16 protein-coding genes are annotated in these 22,053 nt (G+C 72.1%); 7 read left to right on the forward strand and 9 right to left on the reverse strand.

The genetic code is table 11. The annotated features are described in order from the left end of the window. Nucleotides 1–37: 37 nt before the first annotated feature. The 4 genes from ACFXPL_RS31695 to ACFXPL_RS31710 all read right to left on the reverse strand — a co-directional run bounded on the left by ACFXPL_RS31695 (nucleotide 38) and on the right by ACFXPL_RS31710 (nucleotide 6,327). Nucleotides 38–1,816, reverse strand: a complete 1,779-nt coding sequence (locus tag ACFXPL_RS31695; RefSeq protein WP_384926098.1) for an LCP family protein — start codon at nucleotides 1,814–1,816, stop codon at nucleotides 38–40. A gap of 42 nt (nucleotides 1,817–1,858) precedes the next feature. After that, a complete protein-coding gene (locus ACFXPL_RS31700; RefSeq protein WP_384926100.1) occupies nucleotides 1,859–3,658 on the reverse strand; it encodes an LCP family protein in 1,800 nt (599 codons plus the stop codon). A 220-nt stretch (nucleotides 3,659–3,878) separates the two neighbouring features. Further along, complete coding sequence (locus ACFXPL_RS31705) at nucleotides 3,879–5,366, reverse strand: LCP family protein (RefSeq protein WP_384926102.1); 1,488 nt, start codon at nucleotides 5,364–5,366, stop codon at nucleotides 3,879–3,881. Nucleotides 5,367–5,568: 202 nt separating this feature from the next. Further along, nucleotides 5,569–6,327 carry a TIGR03089 family protein gene (locus ACFXPL_RS31710; RefSeq protein WP_384926104.1) on the reverse strand — a complete coding sequence of 253 codons (759 nt, stop codon included), beginning with the start codon at nucleotides 6,325–6,327 and terminating at the stop codon, nucleotides 5,569–5,571. A gap of 126 nt (nucleotides 6,328–6,453) precedes the next feature. Here ACFXPL_RS31710 and ACFXPL_RS31715 point away from each other — a divergent pair, with 126 nt between their 5' ends. The 3 genes from ACFXPL_RS31715 to ACFXPL_RS31725 all read left to right on the forward strand — a co-directional run bounded on the left by ACFXPL_RS31715 (nucleotide 6,454) and on the right by ACFXPL_RS31725 (nucleotide 10,349). After that, nucleotides 6,454–7,947, forward strand: a complete 1,494-nt coding sequence (locus ACFXPL_RS31715) for a peptidoglycan recognition protein (RefSeq protein ID WP_384926106.1) — start codon at nucleotides 6,454–6,456, stop codon at nucleotides 7,945–7,947. A 110-nt stretch (nucleotides 7,948–8,057) separates the two neighbouring features. Next, nucleotides 8,058–9,140, forward strand: a complete 1,083-nt coding sequence (locus tag ACFXPL_RS31720; protein WP_384926108.1) for a sugar phosphate nucleotidyltransferase — start codon at nucleotides 8,058–8,060, stop codon at nucleotides 9,138–9,140. 192 nt (nucleotides 9,141–9,332) lie between these two features. Then, nucleotides 9,333–10,349, forward strand: a complete 1,017-nt coding sequence (locus tag ACFXPL_RS31725) for a DNA-3-methyladenine glycosylase family protein (protein WP_384926110.1) — start codon at nucleotides 9,333–9,335, stop codon at nucleotides 10,347–10,349. Nucleotides 10,350–10,355: 6 nt separating this feature from the next. Here ACFXPL_RS31725 and ACFXPL_RS31730 read toward each other — a convergent pair whose 3' ends face one another. The 4 genes from ACFXPL_RS31730 to ACFXPL_RS31745 all read right to left on the reverse strand — a co-directional run bounded on the left by ACFXPL_RS31730 (nucleotide 10,356) and on the right by ACFXPL_RS31745 (nucleotide 13,857). Next, nucleotides 10,356–10,805 (reverse strand): hypothetical protein, encoded by a 450-nt coding sequence (locus tag ACFXPL_RS31730; RefSeq protein ID WP_384926112.1) that lies wholly within the window; start codon nucleotides 10,803–10,805, stop codon nucleotides 10,356–10,358. A gap of 67 nt (nucleotides 10,806–10,872) precedes the next feature. Continuing rightward, a complete protein-coding gene (locus ACFXPL_RS31735; protein WP_384926114.1) occupies nucleotides 10,873–12,210 on the reverse strand; it encodes a coenzyme F420-0:L-glutamate ligase in 1,338 nt (445 codons plus the stop codon). Next, entirely contained in the window at nucleotides 12,207–13,187 is a 981-nt protein-coding gene (cofD, locus tag ACFXPL_RS31740) for a 2-phospho-L-lactate transferase (protein WP_384926116.1), read from the reverse strand. Before cofD ends, ACFXPL_RS31735 begins: the two co-directional genes overlap by 4 nt. 169 nt (nucleotides 13,188–13,356) lie before the next feature. After that, the gene (locus ACFXPL_RS31745; RefSeq protein ID WP_384926118.1) at nucleotides 13,357–13,857 is read right to left on the reverse strand and encodes a cysteine dioxygenase; all 501 of its coding nucleotides are present in this window, start codon (nucleotides 13,855–13,857) and stop codon (nucleotides 13,357–13,359) included. A gap of 660 nt (nucleotides 13,858–14,517) precedes the next feature. Here ACFXPL_RS31745 and ACFXPL_RS31750 point away from each other — a divergent pair. From ACFXPL_RS31750 to ACFXPL_RS31760, 3 genes are all read left to right on the forward strand, one after another. Continuing rightward, entirely contained in the window at nucleotides 14,518–14,781 is a 264-nt protein-coding gene (locus ACFXPL_RS31750) for a WhiB family transcriptional regulator (RefSeq protein WP_030742398.1), read from the forward strand. Nucleotides 14,782–15,157: 376 nt separating this feature from the next. Next, nucleotides 15,158–18,943: a glycosyltransferase family 2 protein gene (locus ACFXPL_RS31755; RefSeq protein ID WP_384926120.1), complete on the forward strand. Its 3,786-nt coding sequence runs from the start codon at nucleotides 15,158–15,160 to the stop codon at nucleotides 18,941–18,943. After that, nucleotides 18,940–20,520: a DUF5719 family protein gene (locus tag ACFXPL_RS31760; protein ID WP_384926122.1), complete on the forward strand. Its 1,581-nt coding sequence runs from the start codon at nucleotides 18,940–18,942 to the stop codon at nucleotides 20,518–20,520. Before ACFXPL_RS31755 ends, ACFXPL_RS31760 begins: the two co-directional genes overlap by 4 nt. Nucleotides 20,521–20,669: 149 nt before the next feature. Here the strand turns inward: ACFXPL_RS31760 and ACFXPL_RS31765 are convergent, their stop codons facing one another. Beyond that, a complete protein-coding gene (locus ACFXPL_RS31765; RefSeq protein WP_384926124.1) occupies nucleotides 20,670–21,098 on the reverse strand; it encodes a metallopeptidase family protein in 429 nt (142 codons plus the stop codon). 273 nt (nucleotides 21,099–21,371) lie between these two features. On the opposite strand from ACFXPL_RS31765, the gene ACFXPL_RS31770 reads away from it, so the two are divergent. Then, nucleotides 21,372–21,797, forward strand: a complete 426-nt coding sequence (locus ACFXPL_RS31770) for a DUF3499 domain-containing protein (RefSeq protein ID WP_384926126.1) — start codon at nucleotides 21,372–21,374, stop codon at nucleotides 21,795–21,797. The last annotated feature ends 256 nt before the right edge of the window (nucleotides 21,798–22,053 follow it).

The following is a 22,053-nucleotide window of genomic DNA, read 5'->3' on the forward strand; positions in this document are numbered from 1 at the left end:
CCCGGGCCCCGTACCCGGGCGTGCACCCGTGGGTGGATCAGAAGCGGTACGGCGCGTACACGTCCATGCACGCTTCCTTCTCCGAGCCGTTGAGGGCGTCCGCCGTGTCCGGGACGCCGCCCACCGCCGGCTCGCTCTCCTTCGGGAAGGACGAGCCGTCGCGCCAGTCGGCGCCGACGACCACCGTGACGCCCGAGACGTCCGTCGACCGCTTCACCGAACTCGTCGGGATGCCGAGGGCCTTGGCGACCGTCTGAGCGTTCCCCTCCAGGTCGGCGCTCGGGTAGCTGACCGTGGTCTTCTCCTCCGGCGTGAGCTGCGCGTCCGCCCTGGCCAGGGTGTAGCCCTTCGCCACGAGAGCCTGGGTGACATCGGCGGCGCGGCCCTTCACGGGGGTCTGCGCGCCGCCGGTGCCGTTGCGGACGAGCACACCGGTCTCGGCGGGCGGTGTGGTCGCCTCCTTGACGGTGCTCTCCTCAGCCTGCTTCCGCTTGGCCGCCGCCGCGGCGGCGGCCTTCTCCTCGGCCGTGTCGCCGTTGCTGTCGAAGGCCACGTCGTCGCGGACCATCTTCCACAGGTCGGCAGCGTCACCGTCGGCGACGAGATGGTTCGCGTCCTGCGGGTCGACCACGGTCGGCATCGTCGTCATGGTGAGCCGGTTCGTCGGCACGCTCTTGAGCTGCATGGCGAGGTCGAACAGCTTCTTGACCGTACCGATCTCCTCGGACACCTCCAGCGACTTCGTGGCCGCCTCGGCCAGACCGGTCAGCCGGGGGGTGTCGGTGAAGACGTTCTGCGACTTCAGCTCGCGGATCATCGCGTTCAGGTACATGTGCTGGGCCTTGGCCCGGCCGAGGTCGCTCTCGAAGGCGTGCCGGGTACGCAGCCACTGAAGGGCCTGCTGCCCCTGGACCTGGTGCGTGCCCGCCGTGAGTTTGAGCCCGGAGCCGCCGGGCACGCCGGGCAGGGGCCGGTCCCAGACGTTGTCCTTGACGCAGACCCCGACGCCGCCGATCGCGTCGGCCATCTTCACCACACCGGAGAAGTCGATCGTCATCCAGTGGTCGATGTAGACGCCGGTCAGCTTCTCCCAGGTGGCGAGGGTGCAGCCGGGGCCGCCGCGCGCCAGCGTCTCGTTGATGATCGTGTTCGTCGCGGGGTGGACCTTGCCGGTCTCCGTGTCCTCGCACTCGGGAATGTCGACCCGGGTGTCCCGGGGGATGCTCACGACCGAGGCGTTCTTCCGGTCGGCGGAGACATGGACGAGCATCTGGACGTCCGCGAGGGGCGGGCTGCCCACGGAGCTCTTGCTGCCGCCGAGCTCGACGTTCTCCGGCTTGTTACGGCTGTCGGAGCCGAGCAGCAGGATGTTCAGGGGCCGCTGGCCCGCCGAGTTGGCCGCGGGCTTGTCCAGGCCGCTGGAGCTGTTGCTGCGCTCGCCGCTGCGGATGTTGCCGTTGAGGTGGCGGTAGTACAGATAACCGGCGCCGGCCGTCCCGAGTATCAGGAGCGAGAGGACGGCGGTGGCCCAGCGCAGTATGCGGCGGGCCAGCGGCCTGCGGGCCTTGGCGCTCTCCGTGCCTTCCGCGCCCGCCGCGGCCTTCGCACCGGTCACGTTGCTCGCGTTCGCCGCGTTCGCCGCGTCGGTCGCGCTCGTCGAGCTCCTGGCGGGCTTCCCGGCCTTCCCCGACCTCTCGTTCCCGGCGCCCTCGCCACCGGCCTCGTCACCCGCGTACAGGCTGTCGTCCCAGCCCAGTTTCCCGGCGTGCGAGCCGCGTTCGCGCGCCTCGTCCCGCCGTACACCGCTCGTACCCACCGGATCCCCCTCAGGCCGGCCGTACGAGCCGGTGCTCACGTATCACTTGGAGCAGACCTGCTTGTCCGCTCCAACCTTCTGCACACCCTCCGGCGCCTTCGCCGATCCGCTGATGGGCACGCCCGCGCCCTTGAAGTCGGCCCCGAGCGTCAGCGTCATCGCCTCAAGCCCCACGGCGTCCTCCGTGCCCGGCTTCAAGGCGGAGGCGGGCAGCCCCATCATCGCCGCGAGGGCGCGCGCCTGGTCCGCCTGGTTCGGCGCGTACTCCAGCGTCGACTTCGACACGTTCGCCGGGGCGTTGCCCTTGTTGGAGGACTTCAGCACGCCCTCGCTGTTCTGGAGCCAGTTGAGCGTCTCCTGCGCCGAGCCCTGCGGACCGCCGCCGTTGAAGACGTCGACCCGCACGTCGGCCGGATCGGCCTTGGCGCCCTTCAGCAGCTCTTCCTGCTTGCTCGCGGCGGCCTTCTTGTCGGCCTTCTCCTTCGCTTCCACCTCGGTCAGCGAAACATCGTTCTGCATCATCGCGAACAGCGGATTCGCCTTGGCCTCGTTGACGACGACGGTGGCCTTGACGACCTCCGCCGGGTTGTCGAGCACCGGCAGCGTGGTGAAGGTGATGTTCTTGGCCGGGACCTTGGCGAGTTCCTGGGCGAGGTCGCTCAGCTTGTTGATGCTGCCGATGCCGGTGTCGACCGTCAGCGCCTTGGTGGCCGCCTCCGCCAGCTTGAACAGCTTGCTCGGACTGGTCAGCGTGTCGCCGGACTTCATCGTCCGGATCATCGAGCTGAGGAACTGCTGCTGCGTCTGGATCCGGGTCAGGTCGCTCTCGTCACCGAAGGCGTGGCGCGTACGGACGAAGGCGAGCGCCTGCTCCCCGTCGATGACCGTCTTGCCCTTGTCCAGCTTGAGATGGGACTTCGGGTCGTCGATGTCCTTGTCGACACAGACCTCGACGCCACCGACCGCGGTGGACAGCGTCTTGACCGCGTTGAAGTCGGCCATCATGAAGTGGTCGACGGTGACGCCGGTCAGCTCCTTGACCGTCCGCATCGTGCAGCCGGGGTCCCGGTCGTCCTGGCCCAGGCTCGTGTTGAAACGGACCTGCGGCGTCCCCGGGATCACCGTGGTGCCGGACTCCGTCTTGGTCTCGCAGTCGGGGACGTCGGTGATCAGGTCGCGCGGGATGGAGAGCACCGTCGCGTTCGAACGGTCCTTGGAGACATGGAAGAGCAGTGTGGTGTCGGCGTGGCCGACACTGCCCTTGTCCCCGTACCCCTCGTTGCCCGCGCCGGTCCGCTTGTCCGTACCGATCACCAGGATGTTGACGGGCTGGTCCTTCTTGAAGCCGCCGCTGCCCGCGCCCTCGACATCGATCGTGGCGATGTTGCCGTTGAAGTGCTGGTACGCGATGTACCCGGCGACGGAGCCGGCGACGAGGACGAAACCCATCACCCCGCCCGTCCAGACCAGCGCCTTCTTCCCGCCCGACTTCTTGGGCTTGCGCTTGCGCCGGCCCGGCGCGGCGGCAGCGGCGTCGGCTGCCGCTCCCTTGCCCGCGCGACGGCTGCGCTGCCCGGGGACCTCGGCGCGCTGCGCCCCGCTACCGCTCCCGCCGTCGTTCCGGCTCCGCCCGCCCGACCGGGGGCCCGGCGCAGTGGCGGAGCCGCTCTCGGGGGCCGGTTTCTTTCTTCTGCCGCCGGTGGGGGCGGCGCCTGACGGGGCGGCCGGTGACTGCCCTTCGGAGTGGTCCAGTCGCAGCTCGTAGTTACCTGTCTGCGGATTGAGGACCCACTGGTCGGCGGGGTCGATTCCGTCCGACTGCCCACGGCTTTGCGCATCCACGGTTGCCTGAATCCTCCGTCGGTGCCACGCGAGTCGCCTTCCCCGAAGGCGCTCGGTTTTCGATCCAGCAGTGCGCGACCAAACGGCCGGATGCACCGGATCGCGTCACACTATCCGCCTAGTTCAACGTCAAGCGACGCCCGTGACAAATTCCTCACTCCTTACAAGCGGGCAATCTGCCCAATCTCCATGGAGTGTGCGCTTCTCCTTGCCCATTGCTTTACCCGCACATGCCCTTCTCGGCATTGGAGCCCGTGAAAGTGGGTGCCGGAGTCGTGCGGGGAGAGGGGGCGCCGGAAGGGTCCGAGGCGCTGGACGAGTTCGCGGACGGGGAACTCGTTTCCGACGGCGACGGTGACGACGCGTTCGGCTCGGTCTTCGCGTCCGACGCGGAGTCCGACGCGGAGTCCGACGCGGAGTCCGACGCGGAGTCCGAGGGCGCGGCGGTCGTGGCTATCTCGACGGGTTCGTCGTCGCGCAGCCGCTCGAAGAGCTTCCGTGCGCTGGACTCGACGAGTTCGTCGCGGTTGGGGTCCAGGGTGTACGGCTGCCGGGGCACGGTCAGGAACTGGACCTTCTCCGTCGGCACGCCCCGCATCGAGCCCGCCAGGTCGTACAGGTCGCCGAGGCTGTTCAGCCCCGCGTCGGTGGTGATGGACTTCGTCACCGCGTCCAGTACCGGATAGAGCCGCGTCGGATTGAGCAGCACCCCGTTGCTCTGCACCTTTTTGAACAGGGCGCCGAGGAAACGCTGCTGCCGGTCCATGCGCTGGGTGTCGCTGCCGTCCCCGATGCCGTGCCGCGCCCGTACGTAACCGAGCGCCTGCTCGCCGGTGAGCTTCTGCCGGCCCTCGGGGAGCTTGAGATGCGCCTGCACGTCGTCGACCGGCTCCTTCAGGCAGACCTCGACCCCGTCGACCGCGTCCACGGTGTCCTCGAAGCCGCTGAAGTCGATCACGATGTGGTGGTCGACGCGGATGCCGGTGAGCTTCTCGACCGTGCGGATGGTGCACGCGGCGCCACCGAACTGGAAAGCCCAGTTGAACTGCGAGAACTGCGCCTCCGTGCGGTCGCCGTCCGAGGAGCGGCAGCCCGGTATGTCCACCATCAGGTCGCGCGGTATCGACATGGCCGTCGCGCTCTCCCGGTCGGCGGCGAGATGCAGCAGGATCGCGGTGTCGGAGCGCTGCGAACCGCCCTCGTCCCGCCCGTACTTGCTGTTGCCCTTGCCGGCCCGGCTGTCGGAGCCGATCAGCAGGATGTTCTGCGCGTCCAGGGCGACCGGGGTGGGGCGTTCCTTCTCGTACGTACGGAGTTCGGCGGCGGCGGAGGTGTCGGTGGTGATGTTCCGGTCGAGCTTCCGGTAGGCCCACCAGCCGGCGCCGGAGGCCCCGAGCACGACCACGGAGGTCCCGGCCGCGACCCAGCGCAGCCAGCGGCGCTTGCGGCGGGGCGGTTCGGCGGCGGTCCCGGCATCGTTGTCCTCCGGGCCTTCCGGGCCTTCTGCGTCCTTCGCGTCCTTCGCCTCTTCCGCGCTGTCCTCCGCCGTGCTGTCGGTCGCGTTGTCGCTCGTGCTGTCGCTCGTGCTGTCGGTACGGAGTGCGGTGCCCGCCTCGGTCTTCTCGGTGTCCTCCGGAGTGGTGGAATCCGTGGACTTCTTCTCCGGTTCGGGCGGCGTGCCAGCACTTTCGGTCACGTCTTCGTCCATCCTTCAAGGCGTCGGCGACACACACAGGCCGCCGGTCGCTGTCGTAGACGGGCGAGCACCACGCTTGGTTGTGCTGTGCGTTGCACGTTTCGCCGATCATGTGCTGCGGTTTGGTCACGGCGCCCTAACCGCGAAACCCTGCGGTGAAGAAGGAGGGAAGAAGGAGGGGGAGAAGGGGGAGGAAAGCGGAAGAAGGGGCCGGTCACACGAGGCTGTCGGTCACCCGTTCACTGGCCACCCGCTCCGCGAGCCCCGCCGCCGAGAGCTTGTCGACATGGCGGCACAGGACGACGGACCCGCCCGCCGCGAGCGGTGCGAACAGCCCCGCCGACAGCCCCTCCCACCTCTCGTACCCGAGCCCCGACAGCAGCCGCGAGCCGGGCCCGAGCCCGCGCTCCGTGGCGTCCGCGCGCGCCCGCGTGACCAGCGCGGCCGAGGTCAGCTCCGTACCGCCGACACGGAGCGCGGGCGCGGCCGGGTCCACCGGGGCGTACGGCGCGAAGCGGTCGCCCTGGCCCGGCACCTCCACGGCGTAGTCGGCGAACCCCTCCGGAGGCTGCGGGAACCGGCCGCCGAGCGGGCGCAGCGCGAGGGCCACCCGCTCGCCGGTGCACGCGCGCGCCGCCGCGAGCGCGTCGGGGTCGGGGCCGCTGACCACGAGGTCGGCCGCCGCCGGGTCGCCGCCGATCTCGACGGTCACGCCGACCGAGGAGCAGGCGAGCAGCCAGACGGCGCTCTGCCAGTGCGCGGGGAGCAGCAGCGCCAGCCGGTCGCCCGGCTCCGCGGACAGGTCGCCCTGGAGCAGGTTGGCGGTCTTGGACACCCAATTGGCGAAGGTGGCCACCGACAATTCGACGCGTTCACCGGTGGCATCGTCGTAGAAGGTGATCAAGGGGCGGGCCGGGTCCGCGGTGAGAGCGGATCGCAGCAGGTCGGCGGGGGTGCGGTCGCTGGCGTTCATCCGGGAAAGGGTACGCGGGCGGCCGGTACGGCTACCGCCGTACCGGTGACGCGTACACCGGTTGGACCGACGGGCCGTCAGTCTCCCCGGCGCGCGCGGCGGGGAGGACGCGCCGAGGATCGGCTCATGCGTGCCTACCTTGCAACCTCGATCGGCGTGGCGTGCACCGCCGTACTCGTTCTCCCGCTGTCGCTGCCGTCGGGCGCGCTCGCCGCGTCCCCGGCAGCCCCACCGTCCGGTCGGAACGCCGGCCCCTGGACCGGCCCGCAGGCCCACCCCGCGGTGGCGGTGCCGGGCTCCACCGAGTCCGTACCGCTGCGGCCCCTCGGCTCGACCCGGGCGCGGGGCGCCGCCGCGGAACAGGGGGTGGCCGCGCGGGACGTACGGCCCTTCTCGCTGGTCGGCGTCGTCTGGGACGACGCCGACGACGAACTCCGCGGCACGGTCCAGGTCCGTACCCGCGCGGTCGGCACCCACGTCTGGTCCGACTGGCTGGAGGTCGAGACGCACAACCAGGAGCACGGCGCCGACCCCGGGACGCAGGAGCGGGACTCGGGGACCGTACGCGGCTCGACCGCCCCTCTGTGGGTCGGCGGCTCGGACGGAGTGGAGCTGCGGGTGCGCGCCACCGAGGAGGAGAACGAGACGGGGCCGGTACGTTCGCTGCTGCCGCGGGGTCTCCGGCTGGAGCTGATCGACCCGGGGGAAGAGCCCGAGACGCTGCCGTACACACCGTCGGAAGGCGGGCCGGACAGCAACGAGGAAGCTCGGCCGGAAGCCCGGCCGGGCACCGAGTCAGGCACCGCGACCGGTACCCCGGCGAGCCTGGAGACGGGAACGTCCCCCGCGAGCGGCACCATGACCGGCGAGTTGGCGGGCGGAGCCGCCATGTCCGCCGAGGACATGGCCAGTTCGGCCGCCAACGAAGGGCAGACGGAACTGGGCGCCGCCGAGATCCCCGCCCTCACCAAGGCGGCGGTCGAGGCGCAGGTGGCCGACGCCGCCGCGAGGCGGTACGCCGCGCCGCGCCCGCGCATCATCACCCGCAAGGGATGGGGCGCGAACGAGTCGCTGCGCGAGAAGCGGTTCGGCTACACCGGCACGGTGAAGGCGGCGTTCGTGCACCACAGCGCGACCGGCAACAACTACACCTGCAAGCAGTCGCCCTCCGTCCTGCGCGGTATCTACCGCTACCACGTCAAGAGCAGCGGCTGGCGCGACCTCGGCTACAACTTCGCCGTCGACAAGTGCGGAAACATCTACGAGGGGCGCGCCGGGGGCGTGGCCAAGCCGGTGCTGGGGGCGCACACGCTCGGCTTCAACTCGAACACCACGGGCATCGCCGTCCTCGGGTCGTACAGCGGGACGAATCCGCCGTCGGCGGCCACCAACGCCGTCGCCAAGCTCACCGCCTGGAAGCTCGGTCTGCACGGCAGGAACCCGCGGGGGAAGGTCACGCTGACCTCAGGGGGGAGCGGGAAGTACGGCAAGGGCGCGCGCGTCAGCCTGAACACCATCTCCGGTCACCGGGACGGGTTCAGCACCGACTGCCCGGGGACTCGTCTCTACGGGAAGCTCGGCGCCGTCCGTACGTCGGCGGCCAGGTATCAGGGCCGCTGACGTCGAACAGGTCGCTACCACTGGTCAGTTCTTTGCGTGTACGCCTGTATGTATGTGCGTATGTACGTATGCACGAGGAACCGGCCCCAGCAGGAAGCGGAGACGACACGGTGACTGAAGCGATCCTTCTGGTCGGTGGCAAGGGCACGCGGCTCAGGCCCCTGACGGCGCGTACCCCGAAGCCCATGGTCCCGGCGGCCGGCGTCCCGTTCCTCACGCACCAACTGGCGCGGGCGAGAGCGGCGGGCGTCGAGCATGTCGTCCTCGCCACGTCGTACCTCGCGGAGGTCTTCGAACCGTACTTCGGGGACGGCTCGTCCCTCGGGCTGAGCCTGGAGTACGTGACCGAACGCGATCCGCTCGGCACGGGCGGCGCCCTGCGCAACGTGGCGTCGCGGCTGCGCTCGGGCCCCGACGAGCCGGTGCTGATCTTCAACGGTGACATCCTGACCGGCCTCGACATCCGGGCCCTCGTCGCGACGCACACCGCGTCGGGGGCGGATGTGTCGCTGCACCTCACCCGGGTCGCCGACCCGCGCGCCTTCGGCCTGGTGCCGACGGACGCGGACGGGCGGGTGACGGCGTTCCTGGAGAAGCCGCAGACACCGGAGGAGATCGTCACCGACCAGATCAACGCGGGCGCGTACGTCTTCCGGCGCTCGGTGATCGACGCCATCCCGGCGGGCCGGCCGGTCTCGGTGGAGCGGGAGACCTTCCCCGGCCTGCTGGCCGCCGGGGCCCATCTCCAGGGCATGGTCGACTCCACGTACTGGCTGGACCTGGGCACGCCCCAGGCGTTCGTACGCGGCTCCGCCGACCTCGTCCTGGGCCGCGCCCCGTCCCCGGCGGTCCCCGGCCGCTGCGGCGAACGGCTGGTCCTGCCGACGGCCTCGGTGGCCGCCGACGCGAAGCTCACGGCCGGCACGGTGGTCGCCGAGGGCGCCACGATCGGCGCGGGCGCGCGCGTCACGGGGAGCGCGGTGCTGGCCGGCGCTGTGGTGGGACCGGGCGCGGTGGTCACGGACTCGCTGATCGGCGAAGGCGCGCGGGTGGGTGCCCGCGCGGTCCTGTCGGGGGTGGTGGTCGGGGACGGCGCGGTGGTGGGCGCCGACAACGAGCTGCGCGACGGCGCACGGGTGTGGTGCGACGCGGTGCTCCCGGCGGGGGCGGTGCGCTTCTCGTCCGACGCGTAGGGCGGGCCCGCGCGCCACCGGTCGCCTTCGTAGCGGCTGCCTCGTGGAGACCGCCCTTCTGGAGACCGGCTCGTGGAGACCGCTCTTCTAGAGGCCGCCTCCAGGGGACCGCTCTTCTGGAGACCGCCGTTCCGGAGGCCGCCTGCCCGGGGACTACCCTCGTGGGGACCCCGACCCCCGAGGACCCCACCCGTGGCAGGACGCTTCGCCCCCCGCACCGCGCGCCCCGCGTCCCCCGCGCGTGCGCCGGGTGCTGTCGTGCCCGGCCCCGCCCGCTCCCCGGAGGCGGAGGGCCTGCGCCGCCGCTGGACGCCTCCGGAGGGCGTGTACGACCTCGGACTCACCCTGGGACCGCTCCGGCGCGGCCCCGGCGACCCGACCTTCCGGGCCGAGCCGGGCGGCGCGGTGCGCCGTGCGAGCCGGACGCCCGCCGGGCCCGGCGCACTGCGGCTCGTCGCGCGGGGCGGCGGCGTGGACGCCGAGGCGTGGGGGCCCGGCGCGCGGTGGCTGCTGGACCACCTTCCCGGACTGCTCGGCGCGTCCGACGAGCCGGACGCCTTCGTACCGCGTCACCGGCTCCTCGTCGACGCCCTGCGGCGCCGGCCGGGGCTGCGGCTCTGCCGGACCGGGCTCGTACTGGAGTCGCTGATCCCGTCCGTACTGGAGCAGAAGGTCACCACCGTCGAGGCGTACCGCGCCTGGCGCCTGCTGGTCCGCGCGCACGGCGAACCCGCGCCAGGACCGCCCCTCGCCTCCGGTGAGCCGCTGTACGTCATGCCGGACGCCAGGACCTGGGCGCTGATCCCCTCCTGGGAGTGGCACAAGGCGGGGGTGGACGCCAAGCGCTCCTCGACCGTTCTGCGCGCCGTACGGGTCGCCCGCCGCCTGGAGGAGGCCGCGGCCATGGAGCCCGAAGAGGCCACGGCCCGTCTGGAGCTGATCCCCGGCATCGGCCCCTGGACCTCGGCGGAGGTGATCCAGCGGTCCAACGGCGCCCCCGACGCCGTCACCGTCGGCGACCTCCACCTGCCGGGCATCGTCGGCCACGCACTGGCGGACGACCGGGACGCCGACGACACGGCGATGCTGGAACTCCTCACCCCGTACGCCGGCCAGCGCCACCGGGCGACCCGCCTGATCCTCCTCAGCGGCCGTACCCCGGCGCGCCGCGCGCCCCGTATGGCGGTCAGGAACATCGCCCGCCTGTAGCCCCGCCTACCGGCTCCGGACGCCGCGCAGGGCCACGGCGGCGCCCACGGCAACCCCCGCGAGAGCGGCGAGGACCACGACGTTCACCCAGCCAGGGACGAGTTCGACGTGGCTGCCGTCGGCCCAGCGGCAGTGGCTGGACAGCGGGAGGAACCGCTCGGCGAGCGTGAGTTCCCCTCGGGGTCCCTCGTCGCTCATGGAGGTGCCCACCGCCCGGTAGCAGGCGGTGCCCGTGCCTCCGCTGTTCCAGCCGACGGACAGCCCGGCCACGTAGGCCGGGAGCCCCGCGCCGAGACTCAGCGCGATCAGCTCCACCCCGCGCCAGGGACCGCCGACGGTACGGGAGAAGAACCAGCGCCGGCTGACGAACAGATGGACCGCCTTGACCAGCAGCAGCCCGACGCCGAACGGCAGCGCGATGACCACGGTGTTGATCAGGACGCTCGCGAGGTCCACGTTCAGCGGTCGGCCTTCTCTTCGCGGGGGAGCGACCGGCCGGGCCGGGCCCGCGTCCGGCCCACTCTCAGCGCACCTCGATGAACGTCTCCGCCGACCGCCCCGGCCGTTCCTTCGGCGGGGCCGCCGCGTGGCCCACCGCGACAGCGCCCATCGGGTCCCACTTCTCGGGCAGGTCCAGGACTTCCCGTACGACCTCGCGGCAGAACATCGTCGACGAGACCCACGCGGAGCCCAGCCGCTCGCCGGCCAGCGCGACCAGGAGGTTCTGGACGCCCGCGCCCATCGCGACCACGAACATCTCGCGCTCGGCGCCGTCCCGCCGGTCGTCGCCGTACGTGTGCGAGCCGTCCGTGACCAGGCACGGCACCACCAGATACGGCGCCTTGCGCAGCACGTCACCGCGGCGTACGCGGCGGGCGACCGACTCCTCGGACTTGCCGTCGCGGCGCAGGTCCGCGATCCACGCGTCGCGCATCGCGTCGAGGAGCCGCAGCCGTGCGGCGGGGGACTCCAGGAGGACGAAGCGCCACGGCGTCGTGTGGTGCGGTGCCGGGGCGGTGATCGCCGCGGCGACCGCGCGGCGGACCGCGCCCGGGTCGACCGGCTCGTCGGTGAAGTCACGGACCGTACGGCGCTGGGTGACCGCTTCCCGTACCGCCTCGGAGGTGCCGAGCCGGAACATGTCGTCGGCGGCGACCCGCACCAGCGCGCGTGCGCCGGTGTCCGCGTTCTCCGTGCCTTCCGCGTCGTCCCTGCCGTCCGCTCCGTACGGGGACACGAGGTGTCCCAGTCCGCTCACCACCGCCACCGGCAGGTTCTCCGCCTTGCCCTTCACCAGGTCACCGGCGGCGGCCAGCTCGTCCGCGAGGGCCACGACCGTCGCGGACAGCGGATTGCCGTGCACGTCCGTCCCGCCCCGCAGGTCCTCCAGGACCCGTACGCCCGCCGCCCCGATCGCCACATCCGTCAGCCCGTTGCGCCAGGGGCGTCCGAAGGTGTCCGTGACGATCACGCCGAGGTCGAGGCCGAGCGCGTCGCGCAGCCCCCGCCGGATCGCCCGCGCCGAGGCGTCGGGGTCCTCTGGCAGCAGCAGGACCGTTCCGGGCGCGGTGTTGGAGGCGTCGACCCCGGCCGCCGCCATGACGAGTCCCTGCCGGTTCTCGACGATACGGAGCGGCCCGCGCCGCGCGACGACCCGTACCGTCTCCGCGTCGATCGCCGCCTCGCGGTCCGTCGCTTCGACGATCCGGCCCTCGGCCTTGGAGACGATCTTCGAGGTGACCAGCAGGACATCGCCGTCGGTGAGCCCGGCACCGGCCGCCGCGATCAGCTTCGCGAGGTCGTCGCCGGGGCGCACCTCGGGCAGTCCCGGCAGGGCGCGGACACCGTACGAGAGGGTCATGCCCGCACCTCCTCGGCCAGCGCCAGTGCCTCGCGGGCCATGGCAGCGGTGGCGTCCACGTCCGTCATCATCAGCGGGACGGACCGGCTGCGGATGCCCGCCTCCTCGATCGCGTCCACCGCGCCGGCGTCCACGGTGTCGACCAGCCAGCCGTCGAGCAGCCCGGAGCCGTAGTGCAGGGCGACGGCGGACGCTGTCGCCTCGACGCCGATCGCGGCGAGCACCTTGTCGGCCATTCCGCGCACCGGAGCGCCCCCGACGATGGGGGAGAGGCCGACGACCGGCACGCCCGCCTCGGCGATGGCCTCCCGTATGCCGGGCACGGCCAGGATCGTGCCGATGCTGACCACCGGGTTCGACGGCGGGAAGAGGATGACGTCGGCGGCGCCGATCGCCTCCAGCACGCCCGGCGCCGGCTTGGCCTGGTCGGCTCCGACGGGGACGATGGCCTGCGCGTCCACGGACGCCCGCAACCTCACCCAGTACTCCTGGAAGTGCACGGCCTTGCGCTCGCCGGCCCCCGTGGCGGAGCCACTGTCGGGCAGCGTGACCGCGACATGGGTCTCGACGCGGTCGTCGGTCATCGGCAGCAGCCGTACACCCGGCTTCCAGCGGTCGCAGAGCGCCTCCGTGACGGCGCTGAGCGGATAGCCCGCGTTGATCATCTGCGTACGGACGATGTGGGTGGCGAAGTCGCGGTCGCCGAGGCCGAACCAGCCGGGCCCCACGCCGTACGCCGCCAGCTCCTCCTTGATCAGGAACGTCTCGTCGGTACGTCCCCAGCCCTGTTCCTCATTGATGCCACCGCCGAGGGTGTACATCACGGTGTCGAGGTCCGGGCAGACCTTCAGCCCGAACAGATGGATGTCGTCGCCGGTGTTGCCGATCACCGTGACGTCCGCGTCCGGCGCGGCCTGCTTGAGGCCGCGCAGGAAACGGGCGCCGCCGATGCCGCCGGCCAGAACCACAATGCGCATGGAGAACAGTCTGTCAGCCGCAGGCTGATCGTTGAGGGGTGGTGGTCGGGTGACGGGTGGAGCTGTCAGCCGCAGGCTGATCGTTGAGGGGTGGTGGTCGGGTGACGGCTGGGGCTGTCAGCCGCAGGCTGATCGTTGAGGGGTGGTGGTCGGGTGACGGGTGGGCATGTCAGGCGGGTACGACACCTTGGGCCGCCGGGGCGCAGCGGGCGGAGTGCATGGGCATCTCGGTCAGGCCGGGGTAGTAGATGTGCAGGCTCACGGCCGGTTCGATCGCCGCGTTGACCACTTCGTGGACGTATCCGGGGGCGAAGACCCGCTGTGCGCCCGGTGCGAGCGTCCGGCTTCCGCTCTGCGAACGCTCCGTCAGTTCTCCGTCGAGCACCGTCAGTACGCCGGAGGAGGGGCCGTGGTCGTGTGATCCGCTGCCCTGTCCCGGTACCCAGGAGAGCAGCCACACCTCGTAGCCGGGGCCGGTGCGCAGCCGGCGGTACCAGCGGCTGGTCGCGTCGTACCGGACGTGCGGGGCCCACTGGGCGCGGTCGGCCGCGAGGGTACGGGCGAGGCCGGCGAATTCGGCCACGGTGACCGGGTGCTCCCGGGCGGGGCGGAGGAGGTGCTGGACCTCAAGGAGGTCACCGGCGATCTGGATGTCGCTGTCGCTGTTCATGGGGTGCTGTGGTTCCTCGGCAGAGAAAGGACGTGCGCTACCGGAAAAAGGGGGAGGTGAGAGAGGTTCGACCGGAGCCGGGGGGCTTCAACAGCCGGAACAGCTTGAGCAGCAACAGCGCGCCTGGACAGCACTGCGGAATCCACGGACGTGGGTCGCGGGGTGCGTGCGGTGCGCTGGCATGAGACCTAAGGTCGCGAATCCCGTTCCGGATGTCAACTCAATGACCGATTTGGCGGCAATGTTTCACCTCATCCGGTTGCTCCGTCCGGAGAAAGGTTTGTGCGCGAAGGGGTGCGGACACATGGGGCAGCGACCGTGCTCGTAAACACCTCGGCGCCCTCGTGATCAGACTGTGATCCGGATCGCTTCTGCGGCCGGGCCCGCAACAAGATCGGAGTGCGTGACGTCTCTTCTGCCGGAAGAGGGGCAGGAGGGGGGTGGATGCGGTGATGCGGGCAGGCCAGTGGCATGTGTCAGGTTTTTGGTGATTTGAACACTTTCCGCATAGCCTTGGTTCCGCAGAGTGAATACCGGGCCCGATAGCAGATCTCGGCTTGACCGGACCGGAGCACACACTTGTAATTTCACTCGTGTCGTTCGGCCGAACTCGACAGCGGCCATACCCACGGGGACGCAAAAGACAGACGAGGGGCGCACATGACCGAGCTGTTCCAACAACTGCTGGTCGAGGACGCGGAAGAGGAACTCGGCTGGCAGGAGCGCGCCTTGTGCGCCCAGACCGATCCCGAGTCCTTCTTCCCCGAGAAGGGTGGTTCCACCCGCGAGGCCAAGAAGGTCTGCCTCGCCTGTGAAGTCCGTTCGGAATGCCTTGAGTACGCCCTCGCCAACGACGAGAGATTCGGTATCTGGGGCGGGTTGTCCGAGCGCGAGCGGCGCCGTCTGAAGAAGGCCGCCATCTGAACGCCGTCCGGCCGGACACCGGCCGCGACAGAGGAATACCGCCGCACGCTCCCTTACGTACACGTATATGGCACGGTCCGCAGTCTGCACCTCCCCGCAGGCGGCGGACCGTTGTGTTTCCCGGCGCGCGCCTTCCCCGCCCGCGCGCCCTGCCGAACCTCCGCGCCCGCCCACGCCCCGCGTCCTTCCGTGCGCTCGCGCCCTTCCGCACCCCCGCGCGCTCCGCCCCCAGGACCCGGCAACACGCCTGCCGCCGCACCGGGCACATCGAGCGCCGGGCGCCCCGCGCGCATTCCTACCGTTAGTGTGGGGCCCCGTCCGAGACGCTCCCACGCCCCTTCGGGGCGACCCCCCGGCCGGAGGGCCCGCCACCTCAATGTCCCCCACCACCGCCGCGTTCGTTCCCGCCACCACCAGCGCCCCCGAGTTCCCGCGGCACGTCGTCACCGCGGTCCTCGTCGCCCACGACGGCGCGCGCTGGCTGCCCGACGCCCTCACGGGCCTGCTCGGCCAGGAACGCCCCGTACAGAACGTCATGGCAGCCGACACCGGCAGCGCCGACGACTCGGCCCGGCTGCTCACCGAGGCGCTCGGCGACGAGCACGTGCTGCATCTCGCGCGCCGCTCCGGCTTCGGCACCGCCGTGGAAGAGGCCGCCGCGATGGCCGGGGTGCTCACCCCCGACGATCTGCCCTATCTGAAGCGGCCCGGCGGCTGGGACCCCGTCACCAGGACCTGGCGCGACGAGAACTACGACCTGCCCGAACTGCCGCACGGCGAACCCGTGCAGTGGCTCTGGCTCCTCCACGACGACTGCGCGCCGGCCCCCGACGCGCTCGCCGAACTCCTGCGCGTCGCGGACTCCGACCAGTACGCCGCCGTCGTCGGCCCCAAACTCCGCGGCTGGTACGACCGCAAGCAGCTCCTCGAAGTCGGCGTCACCATCGCCAACAGCGGACGCCGCTGGACCGGGCTCGACCGCCGCGAACAGGACCAGGGCCAGCACGACCAGGTCCGTACCGTCCTGTCCGTCTCCTCCGCCGGGATGCTCATCCGCCGCGACGTCTGGGACGAACTCGGCGGCTTCGACCGCAGACTTCCGCTCATGCGCGACGACGTCGACCTGTGCTGGCGCGCGCACGCCGCCGGACACCGGGTCCTCGTCGCCCCCGACGCCGTCCTGCGGCACGCCGAGGCGTCCGCCCGCGAGCGCCGTACGGTCGACTGCGCGGGCCGCTCCGTCGTCAACCCGCACCGCGTCGACAAGGCCGGCGCCGTCTACACCATGCTCGTCAACGCGCGGGCCGCCGTCCTTCCCTACGTCCTCTTCCGGCTCGTCCTCGGTACGCTCCTGCGCACGCTCGCCTATCTGGTGGGCAAAGCGCCGGGACAGGCCGTCGACGAGGTCACCGGGCTCCTCGGCACCCTGCTGCGGCCCGGACGGATCGTCAGCGCCCGCAAGGAACGCGGCAAGGGCGTCGTGGAGGCGGCCGAACTGCGCCCCCTCTTCCCGCCGGCCGGGGCGACCGTCCGTGCCACCGTCGAGCAGATCGCCACGAGCCTCGGCGGCGACTCCGACTCCGACACCGGCGGCTCACGCCACGGCGCCGTCGAGTCGGGCCCCGGCGGCGACGACGCCGACTTCATGGAGATCGAGCAGTTCGCCCGGCTGAAGAAGCTCGCGCACAAGCCGGGACCCGTGCTCTTCGCGATCCTCCTCCTCGTCTCGCTCGTCGCCTGCCGCGGCCTGCTCGGCGCCGGCGCGCTCGCGGGCGGCGCCCTGCTGCCCGCACCCGCCGACATCTCCGACCTCTGGTCCCGGTACGCCGACGGCTGGCACCCCGTCGGTACGGGCGTCACCGCCACCGCGCCGCCCTACCTCGCCGTACTGGCCGCCCTGTCGGTCTTCTTCCTCGGCTCCACCGGCCTCGCGCTGACCGTGCTCCTGGTCTGCTCGGTACCGCTCGCCGGGGTCACCGCGTACTTCGCCTCGCGCTCACTCGTCCCGTCCCGGCTGCTGCGCGCCTGGGCGAGCGTCGCGTACGCGTTCCTGCCCGCCGCGACCGGCGCGCTGGCCACCGGCCGGCTCGGCACGGCCGTCCTCGCCGTCCTGCTGCCGCTGCTCGCCCGCGCCGCCGTCTCCGCGTACGCGATGCGCGGCGGCGGCGACCCGCAGGCGCGCGGAAGCTGGCGCGCCACCTGGGCGTACGCCTTCCTGCTCACCTTCACGATGGCCTTCACCCCCGTCGTCTGGCCGCTGGCACTGGTGCTCGGCCTCGGCGTGCTGGTGCTGCGCCGCCGGGACCTCGCCGGGTACGGGCCGCGCGTCCTCGCCGGGCTCGGCACCCCCGTCCTGCTCCTCGCGCCCTGGTCGTTCTCGCTGCTCACCGACCCGTCCGCGCTCTTCCGCGAGGCCGGTCTCGAATTCGGTACGGGGACGGCCTCCCCGATCGACCTGCTCGGGATGAGCCCCGGCGGCCCCAAGGCCGTCGGCGGCGTCCTGATGGCCGGGATCGTACTGGCCGCCCTGGCGGCGCTGCTCCGTGCCGAACGGCAGTTCGCGATCCGCTCGGCGTGGCTGGCGGCGCTGGTCGCGATGGTCTTCGCCGTCCTGTCCAACAACTCGGGCTGGGCAGGGCCCGCCACCCTCGTCCAAGGCCTCGCGATGATCGCGGCGGCCATCCTCGGCGCGGACGGCGCGCGGATCAGGGTCGCCGCCGAGAGCTTCGGCTGGCGCCAGCCCGTCGCCGTACTCATCGCCGCCGCCGCCGGACTCGCCCCGCTGATCGCCGCCGTCGGCTGGATGTTCAGCGGCGCCGCGGGCCCGCTGGAGCGCCGCGACCCGGTCCAGGTGCCCGCGTTCGTCGCGGAGGAGAGCGTCACCCGCGACCAGCCGCGCACCCTGGTCCTCGGCGGCACCTCGCCCGCCGAGATCTCGTACTCCCTGGTCCGCGGCTCGGGCGGGCGGCTCGGCGACGCCGAGCTGACCGTGGCGGGCGGCGGCGACGCGCGGCTCGACAAGGTCGTCGCGAACCTCGTCGCCGGCTCGGGCGCCGACCAGACCGACACGCTCAGCGGCTTCGCCGTCCGTTACGTCCTGGTACGGGACGGGGCCCCCGCGGAGACCGGCCGCACCCTCGACGCCACCCCGGGGCTGACCCGGCTGAGCCAGCTCGACGGCAGCGCGCTCTGGCGCGTGGACCGGCAGATCGCGCGCGCCACGATCGTCGACGGCAAGGGCGGCGGCGAGTCGCTCGCGGTCGCCTCCGGGCCCGTCGAGGCGCACACGGAGATCCCGGCGGGCGCCGCCGGGCGCGTGCTGCGGATCGCGGACCGGGCCGCCGAGGGGTGGCAGGCCACCCTCGACGGTGAGGTACTGACGAAGAGGACCGTCGACGGCTGGGCCCAGGGCTTCGAGCTCCCCGGCGGCGGCGGCCGTCTCGACCTCACCTACGAGGACCCGATCACCCACACCGCCTGGGTCTGGACCCAGGGCGCGCTCGCCGTCTTCCTGCTGGTGCTCGCCCTGCCGGGGCGGCGCCGTGAGATCGACGACGACCTGCCGGAGGAGGACATCGAGATCCCGGCGCAGCCGGTGGAGGGCGAGGGCCGCAGGGCACGCCGTCTCCGGGCGGCGGCCGAGGCCGAGGAGGCCGTCGCGGCCCCCGATGCCGGGACCACCGGGGCCGAGGCGCCCGCCGCGACGGTGACGGCGACCGCGGTGCCGGCGGAGGAACAGCGGCAGGCGTACGGGACCGTGCCCGCGCAGCCGGCGTACGACGAGTGGGACAGCTCCACGTACGCCAACGGCAATGTGACCCCGGGTGCCACCACGAGCCCGGACGGCGCTGTGAGCGCGGACCGGAACGCGCATGCCGCGTACGGCCAGGGTCCGACCTCCGCCGAGGGGCGGGACCCCTACCAGGCGGGGCAGTACGCCGGGGACCCGTACCAGCAGCAGTACCAGCAACAGCGGCAGCCCTATCAGGGTGACCCCGACCCGTACCAGCAGCAGGGCACGTACGCGGAGCCCGGAGCGTACGACCAGCAGCCGTACGACCAGCAGCCGTACGACCCGTACGGATACGGCCAGCGGCAGCCCTACGCCGACGGTGACCAGAACGACCCGCGCCAGCGCCCCGACGGGAACAGCAACCAGTGAACCGTACGACCCTCTCCCTCATCGCGGCCGCCACCGCCCTCGCCGCCGTCACCGGCTTCGCCTCGATGTCCGCCCCGGCGGACGCGGATACGACGGCCTCGGGCACCGTCGCCCGGCTCCCCGTGGAGCGCACGAGCCAGCTCTGCCCGGCGCCCAGCGTCTCGGACGTCGCGGAGACCACGTACACCTCCATCACGCCCACCGGGAAGGGCGGCGCGGACAGTGAGCCCGCCGCCGACGCGGGCGGCTCCGCCGAGCTCAAGGAGTCCACGGTCACCCTCGCCGAACCGGGCGGCACGGACGACGGGAAGAAGGACGACGACAAGAAGGACGAGGAGAAGCAGGCCGACGCGGGGAAGGGCGTCGCCGCGGACGGGAAGCCCTTCGTCACCCTCAAGGAGCCGGGCACCCCCGTCTCCGCCGAGTCGAGCGGCGCCAGCTCGCCCGCGCTCGTCGGCACGGCCACCGGCCGCTTCGCCCCCGGCTGGACCACGCAGCAGACCACCACGGTGAGCGTGGGCGGCGCGCGCGGGCTGCTCGGCATGACCTGCACCGCGCCCGACACCGACTTCTGGTTCCCCGGCGCCAGCACCGAGCGCTCCCGCCAGGATTACGTCCACCTCACCAACCCCGACGACACCGTCGCCATCGTGGACATCGAGCTGTACGGGGCGGACGGCGCCGTCAAGGCCGAGACGGGGGAGGGCATCCCGGTGCCCGCCCGGTCCAGTGTCCCGGTGCTGCTCTCCACCCTGACCAGCGAGGCCGTGCCCAATGTGACCGTCCACGTCTCCACCCGCGCGGGCCGGGTCGGCGCGGCGGTGCGGGCCGCCGACGACGCGGGCGGCAGCGACTGGCTGACCGCCTCCGGCACCCCGGCGGGCAGCGTGGTGCTGCCGGGCATCCCGGCGGACGCCACGGACGTACGGCTGGTGGCGCTCGCGACCGGGTCCGCCGACGCCGACCTGAAGGTGCAGCTCGCGACCCCCGACGGCACGATCACGCCGGCGGGACACGAGAGTTTGCACGTCAAGTCGCAGATGACGGCCGCGCTCGAACTGGGGGACATCACCAAGGGCGAGGCGGGCTCGCTGGTGCTCACCCCGTCGTCGGGCGGCGGGGCCCCGGTGGTCGCCGCGCTGCGCGTGGTGCGGGGCAAGGGCGAGAAGCGGGAGATCGCGTTCATCCCGGCGACCGCGCCCGTCGCGTCGCGCGCGACCGTGGCCGACAACCGTGCCAAGGGCTCGACGCTCTCGCTGACGGCACCCGGCGCCTCCGCGAAGGTCAAGGTCACGTCCTCGGCGGGCACCGAAGGGGGCGAGGCGACGGTGGAGACGTACACGGTCAAGGCCCGGTCGACCCTGGCCGTCACCCCGAAGGCACCGGCCGGGCTGAAGGGCGCGTACGCGCTGACGGTCGAACCGGAGTCGGGCGGGCCGGTCCACGCGGCGCGCACGCTGGAGCTGCCGGAGGACGGGGTTCCGATGTTCACGGTGCAGACGCTGCCGGACGACCGGGGGACCGTGTCCGTACCGAGGGCCAGGGAAGACCTGTCCGTTCTGGACAACGGGAAGTAGCGCCTTTCGGCCGTCGGTACGGCCGGTCGCTCACGGATCTCCGAGTCGGCTCACGGCCCGGCCGCTCATTGACCCCCGGTCGCTCATCGGCCCCCGGCCGCTCGTCGACCCCCGGCCGCTCATCGCCCCGGCCGCTCACGGACCTCCGGTCACTCCTGGCCGTACCGGGGGTCGACGGACTCGGGCGCCAGCCCCAGCAGCTCGGCGACCTGCTCGACGACGACCTCGTGCACCAGGAGCGCGCGGTCGTCACGGTTCTTGGTACGGAGCTCCACGGGGCGGCGGTAGACGATGATGCGCGCCGGATGATCCTTGTCCGCCGGGGCCGAGCTGCCCAGCGGAACCGTATCCTCCAGGGTGCTGGGTACCTCCATGACCAGGAAGTCGACATCGGCGAGCTGCGGCCAGCGCCGCTCCAGCCGGTCCACGGAGTCCCGTACGAGATCGCGGAAGGACTCCGAGCGGCTGGTCGAGAGCGGTACCTGGGGCGGGGCGACCGGCCCGCGCATCCCGCGGCCGTGGCGGTCGCGGCGGCGCGGCCGTGGCTCGGGCGGACGGGGCGGTACTGGACTGTCCATCACTGACGCAGGGTAGCTCCCCGCGGCGCCCCGTTATCGAGGCTCGAACTCTGTCGGACGCCATGTCGCATATTGAACATTCAGGCCAAGCTTGAGCTCGCTTTCCGGCGTGCGCGTGATCGTTGATCACGCCCTCCTTGACGGATTTGCCCCAAGTCGCGACCGCGTTACGGGGTGTCGTCGACTCGTCACGCCTCTTTCCGTGCAGGTCAGGGCAGTTGATTCCAGCCAACTTGTACGGGAGATCGCGCCGCGACACGGAGGGGTGACCCGATGGCGAGTCGTCGCAGCCCGCTCAAGAGTGCGGTACCGTCCAACATCGTGAGCCCTGTACGTCGCTGTTCGCGCACCGCGTGCGGCCGCCCTGCTGTCGCGACACTGACGTACGTCTATGCCGACTCGACCGCGGTCCTCGGCCCGCTCGCCACCTACGCCGAGCCTCACTGCTACGACTTGTGTGCGGAGCACAGTGGGCGGTTGACCGCGCCGCGTGGCTGGGAGGTCGTCCGGCTGACGGACGGCTCCGCCCCGGCGCCACCGAGCGGTGATGATCTCGAAGCCCTGGCCAACGCCGTACGGGAAGCCGCCCGGCCGCCGGAGCGTGCGCCCGACGGCGGCGGCAAGGGCGCGCGCGGGGCGGATCCGATGGAGGTCGGGCGCCGGGGGCATCTGCGGGTGCTGCGCTCACCCGAGTCCTGAGGCGCGGGGCATGGCCCTTGAGGCTCGCGCGCCCGGCCCCACGGCGTACGCGCCTGAGATTCTGAGGCACGGCCTGAGCTTTGAGGCGCGGGCTGAGCTTTGAGACATGGGCCTGAGCTTTTGAGGCGCGGACCTGAGCTTTGAGGCGTACGCGCCGGTGTCCTAGGGCGTGTCCGCAATGTCGGTTGGTCGTTGGTCCGTTCGTGGTGCGTCGTCATGAAGTGACTGATCAGGCCTGGGCAGTGATCGGGCCGTT

This window comes from Streptomyces sp. NPDC059092 (genome assembly GCF_042756365.1).
Lineage (GTDB): Bacteria > Actinomycetota > Actinomycetes > Streptomycetales > Streptomycetaceae > Streptomyces.